13 protein-coding genes and 1 other RNA gene are annotated in these 20,141 nt (G+C 46.1%); 4 read left to right on the forward strand and 10 right to left on the reverse strand.

Annotation, left to right across the window (positions count from 1 at the left end):
* Positions 1–51: 51 nt before the first annotated feature.
* Positions 52–1,035 carry a DUF8428 domain-containing protein gene (locus LZZ85_RS20315; protein WP_237875193.1) on the forward strand — a complete coding sequence of 328 codons (984 nt, stop codon included), beginning with the start codon at positions 52–54 and terminating at the stop codon, positions 1,033–1,035.
* A 1,166-nt stretch (positions 1,036–2,201) separates the two neighbouring features.
* On the opposite strand, the gene LZZ85_RS20320 is transcribed toward LZZ85_RS20315, so the two are convergent.
* The gene (locus tag LZZ85_RS20320; RefSeq protein ID WP_237875194.1) at positions 2,202–5,090 is read right to left on the reverse strand and encodes a TonB-dependent receptor; all 2,889 of its coding nucleotides are present in this window, start codon (positions 5,088–5,090) and stop codon (positions 2,202–2,204) included.
* A 149-nt stretch (positions 5,091–5,239) separates the two neighbouring features.
* On the opposite strand from LZZ85_RS20320, the gene LZZ85_RS20325 reads away from it, so the two are divergent.
* Positions 5,240–6,154, forward strand: a complete 915-nt coding sequence (locus LZZ85_RS20325) for a phosphoribosylaminoimidazolesuccinocarboxamide synthase (protein ID WP_237875195.1) — start codon at positions 5,240–5,242, stop codon at positions 6,152–6,154.
* A gap of 96 nt (positions 6,155–6,250) precedes the next feature.
* On the opposite strand, the gene LZZ85_RS20330 is transcribed toward LZZ85_RS20325, so the two are convergent.
* Positions 6,251–6,670, reverse strand: a complete 420-nt coding sequence (locus tag LZZ85_RS20330) for a hypothetical protein (RefSeq protein ID WP_237875196.1) — start codon at positions 6,668–6,670, stop codon at positions 6,251–6,253.
* Between the two features lie 244 nt (positions 6,671–6,914).
* Between LZZ85_RS20330 and LZZ85_RS20335 the strand changes: the two genes are divergently transcribed.
* The gene (locus tag LZZ85_RS20335) at positions 6,915–7,997 is read left to right on the forward strand and encodes a lactonase family protein (protein ID WP_237875197.1); all 1,083 of its coding nucleotides are present in this window, start codon (positions 6,915–6,917) and stop codon (positions 7,995–7,997) included.
* Positions 7,998–8,207: 210 nt separating this feature from the next.
* On the opposite strand, the gene trhO is transcribed toward LZZ85_RS20335, so the two are convergent.
* The 6 genes from trhO to LZZ85_RS20365 form a co-directional block, all read right to left on the reverse strand.
* Positions 8,208–9,239, reverse strand: a complete 1,032-nt coding sequence (gene trhO / locus LZZ85_RS20340; RefSeq protein WP_237875198.1) for an oxygen-dependent tRNA uridine(34) hydroxylase TrhO — start codon at positions 9,237–9,239, stop codon at positions 8,208–8,210.
* 229 nt (positions 9,240–9,468) lie between these two features.
* Positions 9,469–11,961, reverse strand: coding sequence for a DUF5686 and carboxypeptidase regulatory-like domain-containing protein (locus tag LZZ85_RS20345; RefSeq protein WP_237875199.1), 2,493 nt, complete (start codon positions 11,959–11,961; stop codon positions 9,469–9,471).
* A 361-nt stretch (positions 11,962–12,322) separates the two neighbouring features.
* Positions 12,323–13,021, reverse strand: coding sequence for a TlpA family protein disulfide reductase (locus tag LZZ85_RS20350; protein ID WP_237875200.1), 699 nt, complete (start codon positions 13,019–13,021; stop codon positions 12,323–12,325).
* Between the two features lie 22 nt (positions 13,022–13,043).
* The gene (locus LZZ85_RS20355; RefSeq protein ID WP_237875201.1) at positions 13,044–13,406 is read right to left on the reverse strand and encodes a hypothetical protein; all 363 of its coding nucleotides are present in this window, start codon (positions 13,404–13,406) and stop codon (positions 13,044–13,046) included.
* Between the two features lie 35 nt (positions 13,407–13,441).
* Positions 13,442–15,883 carry a penicillin acylase family protein gene (locus LZZ85_RS20360; RefSeq protein ID WP_237875202.1) on the reverse strand — a complete coding sequence of 814 codons (2,442 nt, stop codon included), beginning with the start codon at positions 15,881–15,883 and terminating at the stop codon, positions 13,442–13,444.
* A gap of 504 nt (positions 15,884–16,387) precedes the next feature.
* On the reverse strand, positions 16,388–17,533 hold the full coding sequence (locus tag LZZ85_RS20365) for an esterase-like activity of phytase family protein (protein WP_237875203.1): 1,146 nt from the start codon (positions 17,531–17,533) through the stop codon (positions 16,388–16,390).
* 125 nt (positions 17,534–17,658) lie between these two features.
* On the opposite strand from LZZ85_RS20365, the gene LZZ85_RS20370 reads away from it, so the two are divergent.
* Positions 17,659–18,567, forward strand: a complete 909-nt coding sequence (locus LZZ85_RS20370; protein ID WP_237875204.1) for a CPBP family intramembrane glutamic endopeptidase — start codon at positions 17,659–17,661, stop codon at positions 18,565–18,567.
* A 64-nt stretch (positions 18,568–18,631) separates the two neighbouring features.
* Here LZZ85_RS20370 and rnpB read toward each other — a convergent pair.
* Both rnpB and LZZ85_RS20380 read right to left on the reverse strand, forming a co-directional pair.
* Positions 18,632–19,036, reverse strand: an RNA gene (rnpB, locus tag LZZ85_RS20375) — RNase P RNA component class A.
* Positions 19,037–19,117: 81 nt separating this feature from the next.
* Positions 19,118–20,140, reverse strand: a complete 1,023-nt coding sequence (locus tag LZZ85_RS20380) for a Smr/MutS family protein (RefSeq protein WP_237875205.1) — start codon at positions 20,138–20,140, stop codon at positions 19,118–19,120.
* Position 20,141: the final 1 nt, after the last annotated feature.

The following is a 20,141-nucleotide window of genomic DNA, read 5'->3' on the forward strand; positions in this document are numbered from 1 at the left end:
TCGAAAGAGAAACATTAAATTTAAAATTTAAAACACTTAAAACCCATCTATATGGCAAACACGAATTATCCATCCGCTACTCCGCAAAATCAGCCACCGGCTCCTCAAAACCGCGGTAGTCGTAATTTATTGATAGGAATTTTAGTTGCAGCACTGCTCGGTACCTGGGGTTATCTGCTCTATGATAAAAACAAGTCAGGAGAAGATATCAAGGTTGCACAAGTGCAGTCAGACTCCTACATGTCTCAGCGTGATTCACTCAAGCTGATGTATGACGAGGCTGAAATGCGTCTTGATTCGATCACTGGCGCAAACAACAACCTGCAAGGTGAAAAATCTTCCCTGCAAAAAGACATTGATTCTAAAAAAGCTGAGATCCGCAGCATCCTGAGCAAAAAGAATGCTTCTGATGCTGAACTGGCAAGAGCCCGTACACTGATCTCTGAATTGAATGATAAGATCGCTAACCTGGAGCAGGAAGTTTCAAGACTGACCGGCGAAAACCAGGAGCTGACAGCAAATAATACACAGCTGAGCTCAGAAAAACAAGTACTGGAGCAAAACCTTCAGACATCTTCTTCTGAAAAAGAAGCGCTGTCACAAACTGTTGACGTAGGTTCTACTTTCAGCGCATCAAACATTCAGATCACTCCGATCAATGAAAAGAAAAACGGTAAAGAGAAAGTGAGCACTACAGCAAAACGCGTTGATAAACTGGTTGTTTCTTTTGATGTAGAAAACCGTATCGCTAAATCTGGTCCTGCTGATATGTATATCATGGTAACTGCGCCTGATGGTAAAGTAGTTTCTGATGCAAATCTCGGATCTGGTACGTTGACTACACGTGCAGATGGTGACAAAGCGTTCACAACTAAAGTTCCGGTTGAATACGAACAAGGTACCCGTAAAGCTGTACAGTTCCCTATTCGCCAGGAAGATTTCCAAAGAGGTGATTACAAAATCGAGATCTATCATAACGGGTTCAAAATTGGTGAATCAACAAGAACCCTGAAAAAAGGTGGTCTCTTTAGCTAAGAGGTTGATAGAGGAGAAAGAGGATAAAAGCATTTCCTTTGAATCCCTTCCTTCTTCAGACCCTTAGTATAAAAATGGTGGTTTATTCGGTTAAAAGCAGTTGCAACTCCTGCAACACAACCGCTTCACTTTCAAGTGAGGCGGTTTTTTTATGTGAAGAGGTGAAGAAGAGAACAACCGATCTGTGCGGCCAGGCCTCCTATCGGATTAAGCGTAAAAGTTGTGGGATGGTTGTTTAAATGTTTAAGGGTTTAAAAGTTTAAAGGTTTTTGCTTTTGCTTTTGCTTCTGTCCCTCCCCTGATGTAATCAGGCTTGGCGGTATTCTGCAAACGGGTTATTATCACTTGTCCACTTACAGGTTTTTAAGCGATAGCTGTCTGATCGGGCACAAAAAACGTGAGCACGCCTTGAAGCGATATATGCTCTTTAGACACGACATTCTGGCACGGGAAGCCAGCTGATAAGTTGACTAATGATAATCATTCAGGCTCAAACTTCGCGTGTTTTTGAAATGCTTGTTGGTTGTCGTTAGTCCGTCTCTTGGTCGTCCTTTGGCCGTCCAAAGTTTGACGGGATTCAGGCAGTGAAAAATGGTGACAAGCTGACACGCTGAGGGTGATAAATCTTTTGAGCGACTGGCGTAGGTTCCCTCCTCCGCTTCGCTACGGTGGAAGGGCCGCCAGAAGTTTATGCGAGCGATGCTCATCCCGAACATTTCAACCCAAGCCATTTTGTAGACCATCCCCCAACTTTTCAACATGATCCCTCCTATCGTACTGATCCAGCAGATAACGAGTAGCCTTTCCTTTTTGCAGCACAGCCCCACAGATGATTTTCTACACAAATTATTTGATCTGCGTAATCTGCTGTCACCTGCCCAAGCGGAGCAAAAAAGATGTGTCCTTTGACCCGGACAAAAGGGAAAAGTTGCGCCTCTGACAGTCTTGAAATGATTTCAGACCTCAGGTGGCCCGGGAAGCCGTGTTCGTACTAAATCTCTGCTGACCACCTGAAGTATTTATTCCTCCTGAATAGAACACTTCGCTTCATGCCCAGCCTGGATTATCAGCAGAAAAGAAAGTTTTGAGGGATACGAAACACTATTCTACCTCACAAAAAAGCCGTTCCTCATCGGAACGGCTTCTTGTTTATCTTTTATTGGTATTTAGAAGATGTTGTATCCATAGCTCACATAATACAGGCCACCAACATATGGACTACCAAAACCTGTCCGGTAGTAACTATTGCCGATGTTAGTACCACCTACACGGAATACACTTTTTGATTTTGCCGGACGGTAGGTGATCTGTGCATCAACCCAGGTAAAATAAGGAAGCTCTCCGGAAACGAAAGTGCCTTCATAATAGCTGTTATCCTGCCATTTTGCGACTACGTTAAAGCCTACGTTCCTGAAGACATTTTCATTGCGCAGCCCGATGTTGAAGCGGTATTTCGGGGCGTTGAAAAATGATACGAATCCTGGAGCGAGATCTTTCAACTGATCATGGAATACGTTACCATAAAGGTTGAAGGCTTTTGGCAACTGGTACTCCAGGCCGACACCCCAACCAAGTGCTTTCACATCTTCATCCGCATTCTGCTTGTAAGAAACGTTGGTTGTGGTCAGGGAAGAAAGCAGTCCAACAGGCGAATTCGGGATGTTTGACTGACCAACACCGATCGTTGCCAGGAAGTTCTTGTATACACTGTAATATGCATAAGCGTCTACGAGGAGGCGTCCGCCGAGGATCCCCTTGTAACCTACTTCATAAGAATTTACTGTTTCAGGCTTTACTTCTCTGAACTGAGCCTGGACAAGTTTTGTCGCATCGCCGGTACCGCGGTATTCCATGATGCTTGCAGCCGTATAACCGGGGCGTGAAGTAGAGTTCAGGCCATAATAAGTCTGGAATTCAGGTAAACAGCCGATCAATGTCCCAGCTCCTGTGATGAGGCTGATATACTGGTCCTGGTTGGTCGGGAAACGATACGCGGTCTGATAAGAGAAGCGAATATTGTTGTCTTTGGCCACTTTCAGTACAGCGGTAAAGCGTGGAGTGAAACGACCGTCGAAGTTTGTTTGTTTATCATACCGGCCAGCTGCGGTAAGTGTGAGGAAATCATCAAACAGCGATTTACGCAACTGGATGTATCCGCCATACTCGTTGATCTTGATATTTCCTGCTGTATCGGCGAACAGAGTACCGCCTGAATTAAGCACATATTGTTTCCAGTTAGCACCAACGATCACTTCTACCTTATCACTGAAACCACCGGCTTCCGAAAGGTTCAGCTGGCCCTCTCCTGCCCAAAGATCAGTTTTATCAAGGAAGAGCGCACCTCCCTGAGAGATCGGAACAGAACGGCCTTCTTTCACAGCTGCCTCGTAAGCTGCAGTGCCCGGCATCAGGCGACCCTGATCAGCCGCAGCACGTGCATTGGTATGGATCTGCGCGTCAGAAAGATTTGCCATTGCCTGGCGGCGTGTTTCAGCGAATGTTCCGATATACTGGCCAAACCATGTTTGGTTGGATTTCCATTTGCTGTTGATGTATACACCAAGCGCGGTGGCGTTATAAGAACCACCGGCATTCTCCTGCGTTGTATAGCCGCGAAGGAACCAGTTCTTTGCCCTGATCTCGAGCTTATGCTGTGCCATTTTCAGGTTACGGAGAGAATAGCGGTCTGCACCGGTATACACGGTTGTACCCGTTCCGAAATTGGTGCTGAGCGAAGCTTCGATGCCCGGCGTGATCTTGTAATGCAGCGCAGCGGTGAAGCGCGCGTTGATCGTGTTATAATCAACCAGGTCTTTTTCATCATAACCGGTGCGGGAAACGTTTGAATTACCAAAATAGCCTTTGGTGGCACCGATATAAAAAGGCAGGAACTGTTGAACACTTGGCTGCTGTGCGGCCGGAAATGCAGAAATGAATGCACCGACCTGTGCATTCGTCGGATACGCGCCCAAAGGACCGAAATAGCCATTTGCAGCTTGTACCAGTGCAGCCGGTGCCTGTGCCATGACCAGTTGTGCGAACTGCATCATATTGGCGCTGGCCTCATCACCGTAGACATTCACACCGTTGTAATTCGGATCATTTCCACGGTTTCCTCCAACGACTTTGCTCAATACACCAAGCTGTTGCTTATTTCTGTCATCATTCGCAGCCCAGTCATTCGCGGTTACGAATGAGGCAGCGATCTTGAAAGCGAATTTATCTTTGAATGCTTTTGCCCAGCGGAATGACCAGTCGTAATAGGGAGAAGGTTTCTGACCGCTTTCGTCATTGATGTGCATGATACCCTGCTTCACGTTAAAACTGAAGCCCTGGTATTTGAAAGGATTTTTGCTGTTGATCAGGAGTGTTCCGTTCATACCGCCAGAGCCATAAAGCGCGGATGATGCACCTGCGAGCATTTCGACATTGTCCACATCAAGTTCATTGGGGCCGACAATACTTCCTACAGAAAAGTTCAGACCAGGCGCCTGGTTATCCATTCCGTCTACCAATTGGTTCAGCCGGATATTGCCGCTTCCCAGGAAGCCGCGGGTTGTAGGTGTTTTGAAAGTGAGGCTGGCCGTATGCATATCCACCCCTTTGAGGTTGGAGATGGCATCGTAAAAGTTTGGAGCTGCCACGTTGCGGATCGTGTTTGTACTCATCCGCTCGATGGTTACAGGAGATTCCAGGATCCGTGTAGGTGTGCGGTTCGCCGCAACAACCACTTCCTGGCCAAGAGAGATATTAGGCTTAAAGTCGACCTGAATTTTTGCAGAAGCATCCGTAACGGTCACCTCATAATTCTCATATCCAACTGAACTAAAAACAAGTGTAACGGGCAATTTGGTAACATTCAGACTGAAATCTCCATCGGAATTTGTAAACGTTCCCGTGCTCGTCCCTTTCACTACAACGGATACCGCAGGAACTACCTCCTGAGACGAATTATTGCGAACATTACCAGAGACTGAGACACTTTGCGCAAAAACCGTGGTCGTAAAAAGGCAGGACATCATCATGACCACTAAAAAGCGATAGCTTTTTCTCATAATTGGCAATTTAGGTTTGGAATATTAATGGAAAAATAAGGATTGTCCCCTTTTCGTAAAAATTTAATTTTTAAGGAGAAAGAATAAAATGTTGAAATCTTCGGGGCTCCCGGATTGGGTAGATTTTGCGGGTCGTGTTACTTTCGATTATGAATATTTTTTCTTTCCCCGGACAAACCGCTTTTTACAGCGGAAAAGTGCGCGATGTGTACACGATCGGTGACCGCCTCGTGATGGTTGCTTCTGACAGGATCTCCGCATTTGACGTGATATTGCCAAGACCGATCCCGTTCAAAGGACAAGTGCTTAACCAGATCGCAGCTTATATGCTGGAAGCAACACGTGATATCTGTCCGAACTGGCTTGAAACAGTGCCTGCTCCCAATGTTTCTGTTGGAAAAAAATGTGTACCCTTCAGGATCGAAATGGTGGTGAGAGGCAATCTTACGGGCCATGCCTGGAGAACATATTCTTCGGGTCAGCGCACGCTCTGCGGCGCAGCAATGCCTGAAGGAATGAAAGAAAATGATTACTTCCCCTCCCCGATCATCACTCCATCAACCAAAGCAGAACAGGGACACGATGAAGATATTTCTCCCGATGAGATCCTGAACAAAGGTCTGGCAACTGCCCAGGAATGGGCCATCCTCAGCGAATACGCATTGCAGTTGTTTGAAAAAGGAAAAGAGATCGCCGCAAAACAGGGACTTATACTTGTAGATACAAAGTATGAGTTCGGGAAGATCGGTGACACTGTTTACCTGATGGATGAGATCCATACGCCGGACAGCTCCCGCTATTTCTACGCAGAAGGCTTTGAAGATCGTCAGCAAAAAGGCGAGCGTCAGAAACAACTGAGTAAAGAATTTGTACGGGAATGGCTGATCGCTAACAACTTCATGGGCAAAGAAGGACAATCTGTTCCCGAAATGACCGATGAATGGGTAAATACGATCTCACAACGCTATATTGAGCTGTACGAAAAAGTGATCGGTGAAAAGTTTAAACCCGAATTGCTTTCAGAACAGGAAACATATGATAAAGTAGTTGCTGCTTTGCGATAATGAGTTATAATGTTTAAAGGTTTAATAGTTTGAAAGTTCACCGAAAAACTTTCAAACTATTAAACCTTTAAACATTTAAACCCTGAGTCCTTTTACTTACTTCTTCTTCAGCAATCCCTGCTTGATGGTTTTCTTTTCAGCAGTTCTGCTGTATCCGTAGCAAAGGTTGTCGATCAGGTACTGTGCTTCACCATAAGTAAGCCAGTAGTCAGTGATCTCACCCCGCATGATAGAATTATCTGTATAGTTGTACAGGTCACGGAAACCGAGGCGGCTAAGATCACCATACACTTCATCTCCTTCGTAAGGGCGGTAGCCGTTTGAGCGGACGACTGTGTAACCATCCTGTGTTTCGATCACAAAGTAAGGACAGTAGTTATCACTGTACACCACCACACCATATTCTTTTGAGAGCCAGTAGTCGTTCCCCTCTTCCTGGTAAGAACGTTTAGTACAACTTGCAAGCAATACCACTGATAAGATCAGCATGGAGGAAATTGTAAATATCTTTTTCATAGTAGTTCAATTTTGAGATTTACGATCTGGTTGTTTTCTTTAATACTATGACTGTTCACTATTCCTGAAAGTTTGATCACCGATTGTTAAAAATGAATCAAAAGCCGTATGATTTTTGTTAAAGAAATTATAGGGAATATTAAGGGCAGATGAGTAATTTAACACCCTGAAGAAAATTCATTTGATCACCTTATATCCCGTAGTGATGAAAAAACTTATTTTTTTGGTTATATTCTTATCTACTATGTCAGTTCTAAACAGTCAGGAGCCGTTTTTACTTGTTGGCACTTACACAGGCGGAGCAAGCAAAGGCATTTATGTTTACAGGTTCAACAGTGCTACAGGCGCCAGCGTTCTTATTGATAGTGCGGTAACGGAGAATCCCTCCTATCTCGCCGTATCACCCGATAAAAAGTATGTATACGCCGCTAATGAGAACGGGAATGATCAGGGAAACGGAGGCAGCATCACTTCATTCTCCTTCGATAAAAAAACAGGCAGGCTTACCAGGCTGAACAGTCAGTCTTCAGAAGGTAATCACCCTTGCTTTGTTGCCGTACACAAGAGTGGTAAATGGGTTGTTGCCGGCAATTACAGCTCAGGAACACTTGCACTCTATCCTGTACAGAAAGATGGATCGCTTGGCGCAGCTGCTCAGGTGATCAAACATGAAGGCAGAAGTGTAAACGCTGACCGTCAGGGTGGCCCGCATGTGCATAACACGGTCTTCTCACCCGATGGAAAATTTCTTTTTGTCGCGGATCTTGGCATCGATAAGGTGATGACTTACGCCTTTGACAGCAAAGCAGGTAAACTCACGCCGGCTGAAATGCCATTCACCGAAGTGGAAGCAGGTGACGGCCCGCGTCATCTTACCTTTGCGCCTTCCGGTAAATATGCTTATCTGGCGACTGAAATGCGGGGAGGTGTAGAAGCATTCAAATATCATAAGAATGGGCAGCTCGAACATCTTCAGCATTACTCAGCATTGCCTCCTGAATACAATGGCCCGGCGGATGGCGCTGACATACATGTGTCAACAGATGGCAGGTATCTCTATTCTTCCACACGCGGGCAATCAAATTCAATCGGCATTTTTGCCATCGACCCACGCACAGGGCTGATCACCTATGTAGCCCATCAGTCAACACTGGGTAAAACACCCCGTAACTTCAATCTGGATCCAACAGGTAAATTCCTGCTGGCCGCCAATCAAAACAGCGACGAGATCGTTGTGTTCAAAAGAGATAAATCTTCCGGCCTGCTGGAAGACAGCGGGCACAGAATAGAAGTGGGAAAACCGGTTTGTGTGGAGTGGGTGGATTAGGAGGGGTTGTGGAGGTTGGAAGGTTCCATAGGTTTCACAGGTTTTGTGTACCATCTTTAATAATATTGAAGAGGTTTAATAAGCAGTCAGCACAACTACTTATTAAACCTCTTCAATTTAAGAGCGTATTTACCCGAAAAAACTTATGGAACTATTGGAACCTATGAAACCTCCCAAACCTGCCAAACCTACTAGCCTCCCAACTTCCCCTCATCCCCCATTCAACTTCGGCTTGCGTTGTCTTGACTTATTGAAAACGTTCCTTCCTTTATCAGCTCCTTTGCGCAATTCCTTTTGCTGCTCGACGGGAAGATGGATCACTTCCTGGCAGGCAGTGCTGCAGCATTGATCATACTTTTCCCGGCATTCATCACACTGGATGAACAGCAGATGGCAGGCATCATTGACGCAGTTAACGTGTGTGTCTGCAGGCTTTCCACACTGGTGGCATTGAGCAATGATCTCTTCGGTGATACGTTCGCCCAACCGCTGATCAAACACAAAATTCTTTCCATGGAATTTATTGGCAAGCCCCTGCTCTTTTACCTGGTTGGTATAATTAATAATACCTCCTTCGAGATGAAATACATTTTTAAACCCTTTATGCAGCATAAAGGCGGAAGCTTTTTCGCAACGGATACCACCTGTGCAATACATGATGATGTTGGCTTCTTTGTTTGCTTCCATCATGTCCACCGCCATCGGCAACTGATCTCGGAATGTATCACTTGGAACCTCAATAGCATTTTCAAAATGCCCCACTTCAAATTCATAGTGATTGCGCATATCAATGATCACCGTATCAGGGTCATCAGATAGCTGATTGAATTGTTCTGCATTCACATAACGTCCCTTGTTGGCCATATCGAATGTTTCGTCTTCGATCCCATCGGCTACGATCTTATTGCGGACTTTTATATCCAGCACATAAAACGACTTACCGTCATCATCCACGGCAATGTTCAACCGGAGGCCATCCAGTTCCGGATAAGAATACAGGTACGAACGAAATGCATCCACATTTGCGGAAGGAACGCTGATCTGTGCATTGATCCCCTCCGCAGCCACATAGATACGTCCCATTACACCGAGCTCCGTCAGTGCCCGGTAAAGAGTGTTCCTGAATACCGCAGGATCTTCGATCCTGAAATAACAATAAAAGGAAATAGTGGTGCGCGGAGTCGGATCATTCAATATACGATCCTTCAACTCCTGCCGGGAGATGCGATTGTGTAAGGCCATCTTTTTTTCAATTTGATCCCGGAATGACCGGGAAATAAACATTATTGGACAGTTGCAGGCTGAACCAAATTGCAGCGCAAAGTTAGGCTAAGAGCAGGAAAGACGAAAAGGATGGAACCCGATTTTGCAGATTTGCATACTTATTTAAAAACCAGTTATTTGAATAAATATAAAGAGGGGAAACAGGACCAAAGATCCTCTTCCCCCTCTCTTTTCTTTTAGCTCCGGGTTATTTGAAGGAGACTTTGCCTCCGATCAGTCCGCCGAGACCAACACGAACACCGAACTTGTTGCCCAGGCCGGGTTGGATCGCGTTAACGAAGTCTACACGGAAGAGCTTAAAGATATTTTCAAGGCCGGCGAATACTTCCACGTAATAGTTATCGCTGTTCACGTAGAACGTATTGGCTCCGCCCACAAGATACCATTTCAGTTTGTTGAACAGGGGGATCTTGTTGGTAAGCAAGCCATTGAAATGATGTTCTGCATGTCCGAACGCATAGAACTTCTCCGCGTTGCTGTAACGGTAATAAGGTGCCAGCTGGAAGCTGTTCAGGTAATTGATATTGTAGAATGTCTGGTTCCCATTGAAGTGCTGAAGATCGGGGATAGCGACATTGTTGCTGTTCAGGAAACCTCCTACTCCGATCTTGTACTTGAATTCTCCTCCCATTTTAAAGTTCATCTTATCGGTAACGGAGAATTTCCATTTATCGAAGTCGGCATCACTACCGAATACCTTTTTAATACCTTTTGCATATTGCAATTCAAATTCCGGAGCATCGGAAGACAGCGGCATTTTACCCCATGGATATTCGATGTAGCGCTGACCCGGCTGCCAGATCACAGACGCACCGGCAACAACGGCCTGGTTGCGGTCAAATGGAAGACCGGCCAGCTCATAAGGATGATTCGGCAATAACACCGCATCTTTATTAAAGAAAGAATAGTCGGTTGTGTTCTGCAATGGCAGACGATCCTCATAAGTAAGATGAACATTTAAGCGCAGACCGCTTTCCAGTTTATTGTTGTACTCCACCCTTCCGAACCAGTTCTCATACAGCTTCATATAGTTCTTTTTATCAAGAAGCGTATAAGCGGCATTGGTCAGCGGGTTGATAGGATTGTCCTGGTTGAATTGTGAAAGACGTTTACCACCGGAAAGTTTCAGGTATCTGTTCCGGTAACCCATTGTCTTGGGCCTGATATAAAGGTCTGCATAGGAGTTCAGGTGTGTATTACTGAAACCATACCGCGTATTCCAGTTAAGCTGGTAATTATATTTCCCTTTGCGGTAATAGTTGAACGATTGCTCAACGTTTACAGAAACACCTTCCACTGTGTTATACTCTACCTGCGGGATCAGTGGATTCAGGTGCCAGCTGAGCGTTGATCTTTTGCCGTAAAAATTCCTGCCCTGCCCCGACCAGAATATTCCTTTTACGGTAACCGGCTTCTGATTTTTTCGCAGTGAATCTATATGACGCCTTGATCGCAGCGAATCACGCCAGATCTGGTTAACACTATCCTTGAACACGAAGTTCTGTTTCTCATCATTCTCCAGTGCAACCGGTCTTGTCATATTCCAGTAGACTGTATCTTTCTTATTAAAGGCCGTATCATATTTCATCAACACACGGCCAAAGTGTTTTTTATTAAAGCTGGGATTGATATCGTAATCACTGTAAACGTTCACAAAGTTACCGGTGATATGAAATCCGAATTGTTTGAATACGATATACGCTACCTGGTTCTTCGTTTTCCAGATATCTTTTTCTACAGGGGAATGCAATTGGGTTACCCTGATCGTATCAAGCATTTCGAGTGAGTAATCTTTGGTGGTAAAAAGATCGGTGCTGTAGATCCGCCAGTCGTCTTCAGAGATCTGAATGGTGCCAGTGAAGAGAGGTTCGTTCTTGCGTTTCGGCGTAACACGGATCGTATTGATCATTACCCCGTCTTCCACGAATGAGCCTTCATATTTGTACCTGTAGTAGTTCAATGCCCCGTCAGCAATAGGAGAAATAAATCCGCGAGGGTTCAGGTTGTTATCAAATACAGAAACGTTGTTCTGATAGAAATTGATGAAGAACGGAAAGCTCAGTCCGTAGCCACCGCCGCTTTCCCTTGAGGAGATCACTTCCAGTTTTAGTTTGCCCGGTTTTGCATAATCCACTTTGGTCAGTGATTCTGACAGAAAGAGGATGCCCTGTCCCGCAGAATCCAGCCCATCGCTATCATCCCTTTCCACTTTTTTTCCAAAAACCCTGTTGGGCATTCCCTTTGAGCGCATCAATCCTTTGATGTAAACGTTTACCGAGAAGGAATCAACCTGCTCATTATAGTAAGATCTTTTTTTGATCGCATTTCTGATGATCTCATAAGCAGGGTCTTCCCCCCTCTTTACCACCACCTCCTGTAAAGTAAGCTCCTGTATCGAAAGTTTGAAATCCAGTGTTTCATCACCAGCCCCCACCGTAATGGTCTTCTCTGATTTCCCATATCCTATATGCTGGCAGATCAGCGTATATTTTCCGGGGGAAAGATTGATCGAATAACGTCCTGCACTATTGGAGGTCGTGCCCTTTGTGGTTCCTTTGATACTTACGGATGCATAGGCTAAAGGATTACCCTGATCATCTGTAATAAGCCCGGAAACTTTTCCTGCGAAAGAAACGACCGTGATAAAGAGAGAAAAAAATACGAGTAATGTTTTTTGCATAGCAGTGATTGAGGTGTGGTATGGAACGAAAATACTTCTACAGATGTTACAAAAAACAAAAAATGGACAAAGCGGGGGATTGTAGGTACGTAATCGTTGACCGTTGACCGTTGACCGTTGACCGTTGACCGTTGACCGTTGACCGTTGACCGTTGACCGTTGACCGTTGACCGTTGACCGTTGACCGTTGACCGTTGACCGTTGACCGTTGACCGTTGACCGACACAAATTAAAAGCGAGGGGCTATCGTTTATCAACGATAGCCCCTCGCTTTTAATTTGTACACGAAGATCCAATTTTATTCCACCTCACTTGAATTCCGGTCAACGGTCAACGGACAACGGCCAACGGCCAACGATCATCACCGCTCCACCGCCTGCCCAATCATCTTCCTCAGCCATGGAATTGTAGAGCGACTGAGCCCGCTGGTATGGAACAATACTTTTCCTTCTTTGTCTATTACAGCGTGAGTAGGATAAACGGTGATCCCGTATTCGGCAGTGATATACCGGCCGTTGGTGATCATCTGGTAGTTGAACGGGATCTTTTCGACAAACCGTTTGACTTCTTTTTCTTCATCGAGTGCGACGGCGAGAAAGACTACATTACTGCTGTCTTTGTATTCCTCAACAAGTTTATTTAGCTCCGGGATCTCGGTACGGCACGGACCGCAATTCACAAACCAGAAATTGAGTATGACTACTTTCCCAATAAGGTCTTTTAATTTGTATTTATTCCCTTCCAGATCTTTGGCTACAAAGCTGGCAGGTTTTCGCCCTGTAATAAAAAAGCCGCTTTCGAAGGGCCTGGGCAGATTGTCCTGCCTGTGCCTGATCTCTTCCTCCGACAAAGCATAGATGATAAAAGCACTGGAAGAAGACGCAGGGTTCTCTGCACGTATCCCGTATTTACCGCTTGATAAAAACGATTTCCAGGCTGATGCAGGATATACCGTTCCCGCAGTATCTTTTACAATACTGGCATCGGTAAGCCTCGCCTTCTGCGCAAAAGCAATATTTGCCAAAAAGACGGTAATAAAAGCGACGATCAGTCTTTTCATAATGAGCCTGCATTACAAATTATCAGCGGAAGGAGGTCGTTCTTTTAGGTGAACGAAGATAACTGCCGGTCAGTGCAGCAAAACCAGCTACCAGCCCTCCTATCAGAGCGGTGACCAGGATCAGAAGGATGCTGCTGCTTCCCAGTCCCAGTAATTCCCCGATCCTGGCCGAAAGAAGCCCTTTATTTCTGACGTCGAGCCATAAAGCAACGCAGCCCCATAACAGGAAAAGCGCAAGGAACCCTGCCAGAAATGCCTTTCCGGGCCTCTGTGCGACTAATACCGCTACCAGGAAAGACATGAGTGCCAATGACCACCAGGGAGCGTATAACCCTCCCACAAATGATAATAAAGCCGTAAGAAGAAGTGCCGTTAAAAATTTCATACAAATCTTTTATTTAGCCAACAGAACTGCTGGTATCAGCGATGATTGAATTTAATGGTCCATTTAACCTTCGGATCAGTGGCTTCCTTATCCGTCATCACCCAAAGTGAATAATACTTTCCTTCGGCCCATGTATCCACAAAAGTATCATAGAACCAGCTTCCGGGATTTCCGCTTTGCCCGCCGGGATATACTCCATAAGCTTCGGTTTTCTCCGTAAGCTGCACGATCATCCTCCAGCTTGGACCAAAAGTCTTACGCGTGGCATTTACTATCTCAGAACCTCCGCCATTGGAAATACCCTGTCTTGCAAAAGGCATGGCGCCCGTTCTGAGCAAATGATAAATAGTAAGACTGTTTGCATGCCCCCAATAGAGTTTGCCATCCGCATCAAGCTTCAGCAAGGCAGGTGCAGCCGCCTTGAAGCTGTTGGTAACAACGTCCGTGTTTGTTTCTATCCCGGGAGTGTTGATATTATCTGCGTATCGGAATGCGGAATCGCGGCCAAGCCATTCGATCAGTGTCGACTGATGAGGATACAGAGGATCTTTCACCCTGGCAAACTCATCGCTCCATACTTCTTTCATCAGAGAGTCCATCCACGCATCAAAGATGGTGGGGCCCTTCTCTCCTACATTGTTGACCAGGTTCCATGAAGTGAAAATACCCAGCAGTTTCTTTTCCTGCTCATTGAGTTTTGATTGGTCAGTATACTTCAGCAAGGCAGATCGGAACATTGCCGCCTTCGTATTGTAGTTGTCATTCTGGAGCTTCATCATGTCTTCCGGGGTGATCTGCTGTAAAGTGTTAAGCTGATCATTGATGCGGATGCCACGATATACAGAGAAATCTCCCGGAACATAATAAGGATAAGAGCTATCAGCGCCCCGCTGGTTAGCACTGCTTACAAAACCACGCTCAGGATTGAAGGTATGGGGGTTTTGCTCCTGCGGGATATATCCCTGCCAGGAATAGCTGTCGTCTTCTCCCGGCATCAGGTACGCACCCTGGCGTTCCCAACGCAACGGCACTTTACCCTGTTGCCACAACGCGATATCACCTTTCTTGCTGGCGAATACAATGTTCTGAACAGGACATTCAAGGTATTTGATCGCAGCAGCGTAATCTTCATAACTTTTTGCACGATCAAGATGCCACCACATGAGGAGTTCGTTTGACTCATCATGCGCCTTCCAGCGGATGGCTACCGCTTCACCACCAGACGACACATTCGTAAAGCTTTTATCATACATCACCGGGCCAAAATGGGTGTAGGCAACCGTATCAAGCACCGTAGCTCCTCCCCGCACTTTCACTTCTTCCACTTTTATCTTCGTATCCTTCCACTGGCCTTCAAACCAGTACTGTTTTTTTGAATCGTCTTTAAAACGGATCTTATAGAAATCCATTATATCGATACCGCCATTCGTAAATCCAAATGCAATGCTGTCATTGAATCCGATCACCACACCGGGTATGCCGGGGAATGACACTCCATAGGCATTGAATGAAGGCGTGTGCATTTGCAATTCATACCAGATGGATGGAAAGTTCAGATCAAGATGCGGATCATTGCACAGGATCGGTGCACCCGACTTTGTTTTGCTCCCACTTACCGCCCAGTTATTACTACCGATCCCGTCATTTGGTTTATCGGTTTGAAGGATGGTTAGGGAATCCACTTTTTTCAGGTAGACCGAATCGGCACCTGCCGGCTTCAGCGCAAAGGAAGACGGCGTTTCGTAAAGCGTACCTTTGGGAATGATCGGGCTCAACGAATCCGATGCATAAGGAAAAAGCATTTTGATCTCATCGTCGGTAAAAACAGACATCAGACTGGTGTACTGAAAGTCGTTGCCATAACCATACCCGGCCAGGGTTTTTGTGAGTTGCTTTACAAAAAGAGCTGTTTTGAGATTACTCCATCTTTCAGGTTTATAGTCGAGCAACTTGTATTCAACCGGGAGATCACTTTCCGTCAGGTTATCGATCCAGGCATTGACACCAGCGGTATATGCGCCTACAGCTTCGCGGGTTTGTTGATTGGCTTCAATTCCTTTGACCATGTTCTCTGCGGCAAAAACAAGTCCCATTCTTCGTTGTTCCCGATCGTAATCAATGGCTCGGTCGCCAATGATCTCACTGATCCGGCCTGCCGTTGCCATGGTCTGAAACTCCATCTGCCACAGACGGAATTTTGCATGCAGGTATCCCTGGATGAAATATGCATCATTATCATTATCGGAGAAGAGATGCGGCACAAGGCGTTCATCGAAATATACATTCGCCCTGCCTTTCAGCTCGGGAAAACTCAGCTCTGCGGAAAAATCTTTGTCAATGGGCTCAGCATTTTGCCAGAAACCCTGTTGCGGACTGAGGAATTTACCAAACGGTGGCGCAGGCCCCCATTTCATGTTAAGGGCGATCACAAGCCCGATCGTAATAATAAAAGATATGGCAAAGGGAATGATTCTCATAGATGATGAATGTATGCGAAAGGTAAACAAAAGAAAACAGAAAAGAAAGCACACGGGATTTCGTGAAATCGGGGGCATTTCGCGCCATTTTCGTCAACGGCAGCTCAGTATGGCGTAGAAGTATCGCAAAGGACGCCAAGTTACCGCAACGGGCGCTAAGAAATCAGTCGTTCTCCGGAAACATCATTGCGTTCTCTGCGGTCCTCTGCGTTCATTGCGATACTGCTATGGCGTAGAAGTATCGCAAAGGACGCTAAGTTACCGCAACGGGCGCTAAGAAATCAGTCGTTCTCCGGAAACATCATTGCGTTCTCTGCGGTCCTCTGCGTTCATTGCGATACTGCTATGGCGTAGAAGTATCGCAAAGGCCGCCAAGTTACCGCAACGGGCGCTAAGTGATCAGTCATTCTCCGGAAACATCATTGCGTTCTCTGCGGTCCTCTGCGTTCATTGCGATACTCCTACGCCAGTCAAACCATAAGACACAGCACCAGAACCCGCAGATCATTGAATGATCTCAAACAGCAGGAACTGGCTCCTTTCATTCTTATTGAAATTATCGTCCACTACAAAGATCAGCGTGGAGTTCCCATTTGGCAGTTTTGGGCCAACGGTAACTCCCTCCACATTGTAGATCGGAATGCCGAGATCATCCATATTAACAAGCAATTTTTTACTGATGATCTTCGGATTGACCGCAGTACTGATCTTCTCCACCGAAGAAACATCCTGCGCATTGGTCAGATCAGCAAGATAAACGCGGATATTACAGAAAACTCTTCCGGTTGACCACGCTCTTTCGATCACGATCAGCTTATTGCCCCCGGCATAAAGGATATCCGAGATCCCATTGATCTTAAAAGCTCCCGGCGGGGTGGAAGGGTAAGGAACAGGGTCTACCTGATAAACATATTCTGCAATCTCCTGCCGTGTGTTCCTGTCAAATTTAAAGATGCGGACAAATGCGGTAGAGTCTCCATTACCAGCTTTGGGACCATCGTCATACAGTGCGTCTTCAAGGCTTACAAAAAGATGTTTGTAGTTTTCATCGAAGGCCAGTCCTTCCAGTACACTGTTATGCCTGGGTCCTTTTTCTTCTGCGCGGATCCTGAGCTTTGCAGGCAGAAAGAAACTGTCTTTATAACGGCCATTACGATCCATGATCACGATATCGGGATCCTGTAATAACATAGTATCTGGAGTGATCTGGCGCTGACCTTCACTGCTTCTCACCAATTCATCCCGCGAAGCATCATAACGCATGGCCTCGAGATCGGCGGAGTGGATCCTGTCTTTGCGGATATCGGGATAGGCCTGGCCATTAGGGTCAAGAATTGTTGTGACATTTGTTACAATGACTGAATCGATCCCTTTTTCACTGAGCGGGATCCGCATTGTGTAGAACCGGGTGGGATTGAGTGCTGAAGGGTCATCACAAACCATGTAATAGAGATCACGCTTCGGATCATAATCGATACCAGACAGTCCACCTACAGTTGTATGATCAAACACCAAAGCATTAGGAAGGATGAACTGGTTTACAAAACGGAGCTTTGTTACATCCGGATCTTTAATGATCCTGGCACCGGGCTTGCAACCGGAGACGAACCCGAGGCAGATCATTACGATCAGAAAGCCGTTATATCGCATACAGGTAATTTGTATGCAAATCTAGGGCTAAGAGAGGAAGAGGGAAAGCAGGAAAAAGAGGTTTTTTAGCAGGGTATGTTGGTGGAGTGCTTATGTTTGTTGAATTATAAAAGATGACGGGTGTAATGAAAGAAATTATTGGGTATATAAAGGGATTCGCAAGGGAGGTTGATAAAACCGTGTTGATATTTTCGTCAGTGTTCATTGCGTTGATGGTGGGGTTGAATTATGGGGCATCCCTGGAGAAAAGGTTGGTGAGCAGTGATGTGCTGCCTTATTCACAACTGACCGGCCGGGTGATCATGTTTGGGATCTGTTTCGGTGTGCCATATCTGATCCTGTCGTTCAGGAAAAAGATAAAGTTTCCGGCAGCGTTGCTTTGTTGTTTGGTTATCGCACCATGCTTATTTGCCCTGAAGGCGGGCATTGACCTTGAATGGAGCATCAGCCGCGATCATGAATGGAATATTTTCTGGAATGAAATTCTTTACTGGCCGGTGAGAACGGTGGGCATGAGCCTGCTTCTGTTTGCCTGCTGGAAGGTTTTTAACCGTCAACGGGACAACTATGGCCTCTCTGCAAAAGATCTGCACTGGAAGCCATACTGGATGATGTTGGTTTTCATGGTCCCATTGATCGCAATTGCGTCCACACAACCGGATTTTCTGCATACTTATCCCAAGCTGAAAAATATTCTGCCGCTTCCTGGGGATGCGTCACCGGGATGGTATTACAAGTTATTGTATGAGCTGGCTTATGGCAGTGATTTCTTTTCGATCGAACTCTTCTTTCGTGGCTTCCTGGTGATCGGTTTTGCGAAATGGGTGGGAAAAGATGCGATCATACCAATGGCATGCTTTTACTGCAGTATCCATTTCGGAAAGCCTTTAGGAGAGTGCATCAGCTCCTATTTCGGCGGATTGTTACTGGGAATTGTCTCCTATCATACCCGATCGATCTATGGCGGGCTGATGGTCCATTTGGGAATTGCGTGGCTGATGGAGGTTGGAGCGGTGATTGGTGGAGGGGGTTGAGAGGTTTGGAGGGTTTGGGGCGTTCCAGGGGTTTCAAACCATCCCGGCCTCCTTCTCTAAAAAAACTTGCTACCGGTCTGTAAGCCGGATTCTGTTTCCACCTTTCGGTGAATGGTTATCATTTATCTGTCCTGCCGGTTACCCGGCGGATCAATCTGCCTACCCTCCATCGGACCCCGGCCGAAAAGCCGGGGCTCAGGCGAGCCGCCTTCAGCCGATGGTATACGTGGCATTTCAGCATGCAAGGTTTACCCCCTATGCCTGTTGCCAGGCATAGTCGTGAGCTCTTACCTCACGTTTTCACCATCACCCCGGGCAAGACCCGGGGCTGTAATTTTCTGTGGCACTTTCTGTTATCGAATCCCGGGTTTTTGACCCGGAACCCGATACCCGGCTCTTCACCGGTGCATTGCCCTGCGCTGTCCAGACTTTCCTCCCCGCAAAACGGAGCGATAACCCAACCGGTAGCAATAAGTTTAAGCGGCAAATTTACAGGAAATAACGCAGGGTGGCGTAAGAGTATTAATATACGCCAAACGCCCATCAAGCACTACTTAAAGAAGATCTCCGTCGCTCCGTAACCGAATCTCGCATCATATTGATTGACGAACGATTTGACCTCCCTTTTCAAACGCAAAATATCATGCAGCTCATCTCTAAGCTTGCCTTTACCAACGCCATGGATCACGATCAGAGTAGGCTGATGATGCGCCAGTGCCAGTTCGTAATACTTTTCGAAAGTCTTCAACTGAATACTCAGGATCTCATAATTGCTGAGATGTTCCCAGTCGTCAGTCAGTTTTTCGATATGAAGATCCACGACGCTGCGTGCTGGTTCCAGGTGCTGACGCGCCTCTTTTGCATTGTAGATCTTAAACCCGGCGGCAGCCAGTTTCCCGAGCTCCAGCCGGTCGGGTTCCACTGCCCTGTCTGGATATTTCTCAAACAACCGGTAAGAGAAATGCGCCTGGTTCTTTTTCTTCAGTTCTTCGATCTTACCGAAGATCTGTTTTGCCCTGAGTTTGAGTGATGTTTCAAAATGCTCCGCCTTTCCTTTCTGTGGTTGCACCAGCGAAAAATCAAAATCAAATGCGGGGTTATCATTCATGTCCTCGAACGGCACATCATGGATATAGAAATCCTGGAAGGGCTGAACGGAATTTTTCAGTTCAAAGTCCGGTTCGCCAAAGTAATTCAGCTTGTATACAAATTCAAGGGCAACAGATGTTCTGTTGATCAGGTGGATCTTGAGTTCTTCCACCACTTCATCACCAAATTCATCGGTATCCATTACAGGGAGGAATGTGAGCCATACGCCATCTTCCGTACGGTCTTTGGCGGGCACTATTTTTTCTTTTTTTATTTCATCAACAAAACGCTTCTGTTTTGGTGCGGGGATCTTTCGTTGTTCAGTAAACCGTTTGAAATATGGAAAATCGATCTGGTCCATATACGCGGGAAAACGTACGCCGCGCACTTCTACCAGTACCATTTTGTCATTAATGATCTCCACTACCCTTCCTTCTTCATTTGAATGAAGAACCAGGATCTGATCGCCTACTTCGTATTTCATG

Origin of the sequence: Terrimonas ginsenosidimutans (assembly GCF_022012415.1) — a bacterium.
Lineage (GTDB): Bacteria > Bacteroidota > Bacteroidia > Chitinophagales > Chitinophagaceae > Terrimonas_A > Terrimonas_A ginsenosidimutans.

Coding starts and splice junctions, on each gene's coding strand:
- LZZ85_RS20345 (WP_237875199.1), bottom strand. CDS start 11,961: ATGCAAAAAACATTACTCGTATTTTTTTCTCTCTTTATCACGGTCGTT.
- LZZ85_RS20325 (WP_237875195.1), top strand. CDS start 5,240: ATGAATATTTTTTCTTTCCCCGGACAAACCGCTTTTTACAGCGGAAAA.
- LZZ85_RS20355 (WP_237875201.1), bottom strand. CDS start 13,406: ATGAAATTTTTAACGGCACTTCTTCTTACGGCTTTATTATCATTTGTG.
- LZZ85_RS20365 (WP_237875203.1), bottom strand. CDS start 17,533: ATGCGATATAACGGCTTTCTGATCGTAATGATCTGCCTCGGGTTCGTC.
- LZZ85_RS20380 (WP_237875205.1), bottom strand. CDS start 20,140: ATGAAATACGAAGTAGGCGATCAGATCCTGGTTCTTCATTCAAATGAA.
- trhO (WP_237875198.1), bottom strand. CDS start 9,239: ATGGCCTTACACAATCGCATCTCCCGGCAGGAGTTGAAGGATCGTATA.
- LZZ85_RS20315 (WP_237875193.1), top strand. CDS start 52: ATGGCAAACACGAATTATCCATCCGCTACTCCGCAAAATCAGCCACCG.
- LZZ85_RS20360 (WP_237875202.1), bottom strand. CDS start 15,883: ATGAGAATCATTCCCTTTGCCATATCTTTTATTATTACGATCGGGCTT.
- LZZ85_RS20370 (WP_237875204.1), top strand. CDS start 17,659: ATGAAAGAAATTATTGGGTATATAAAGGGATTCGCAAGGGAGGTTGAT.
- LZZ85_RS20350 (WP_237875200.1), bottom strand. CDS start 13,021: ATGAAAAGACTGATCGTCGCTTTTATTACCGTCTTTTTGGCAAATATT.
- LZZ85_RS20335 (WP_237875197.1), top strand. CDS start 6,915: ATGTCAGTTCTAAACAGTCAGGAGCCGTTTTTACTTGTTGGCACTTAC.
- LZZ85_RS20330 (WP_237875196.1), bottom strand. CDS start 6,670: ATGAAAAAGATATTTACAATTTCCTCCATGCTGATCTTATCAGTGGTA.
- LZZ85_RS20320 (WP_237875194.1), bottom strand. CDS start 5,090: ATGAGAAAAAGCTATCGCTTTTTAGTGGTCATGATGATGTCCTGCCTT.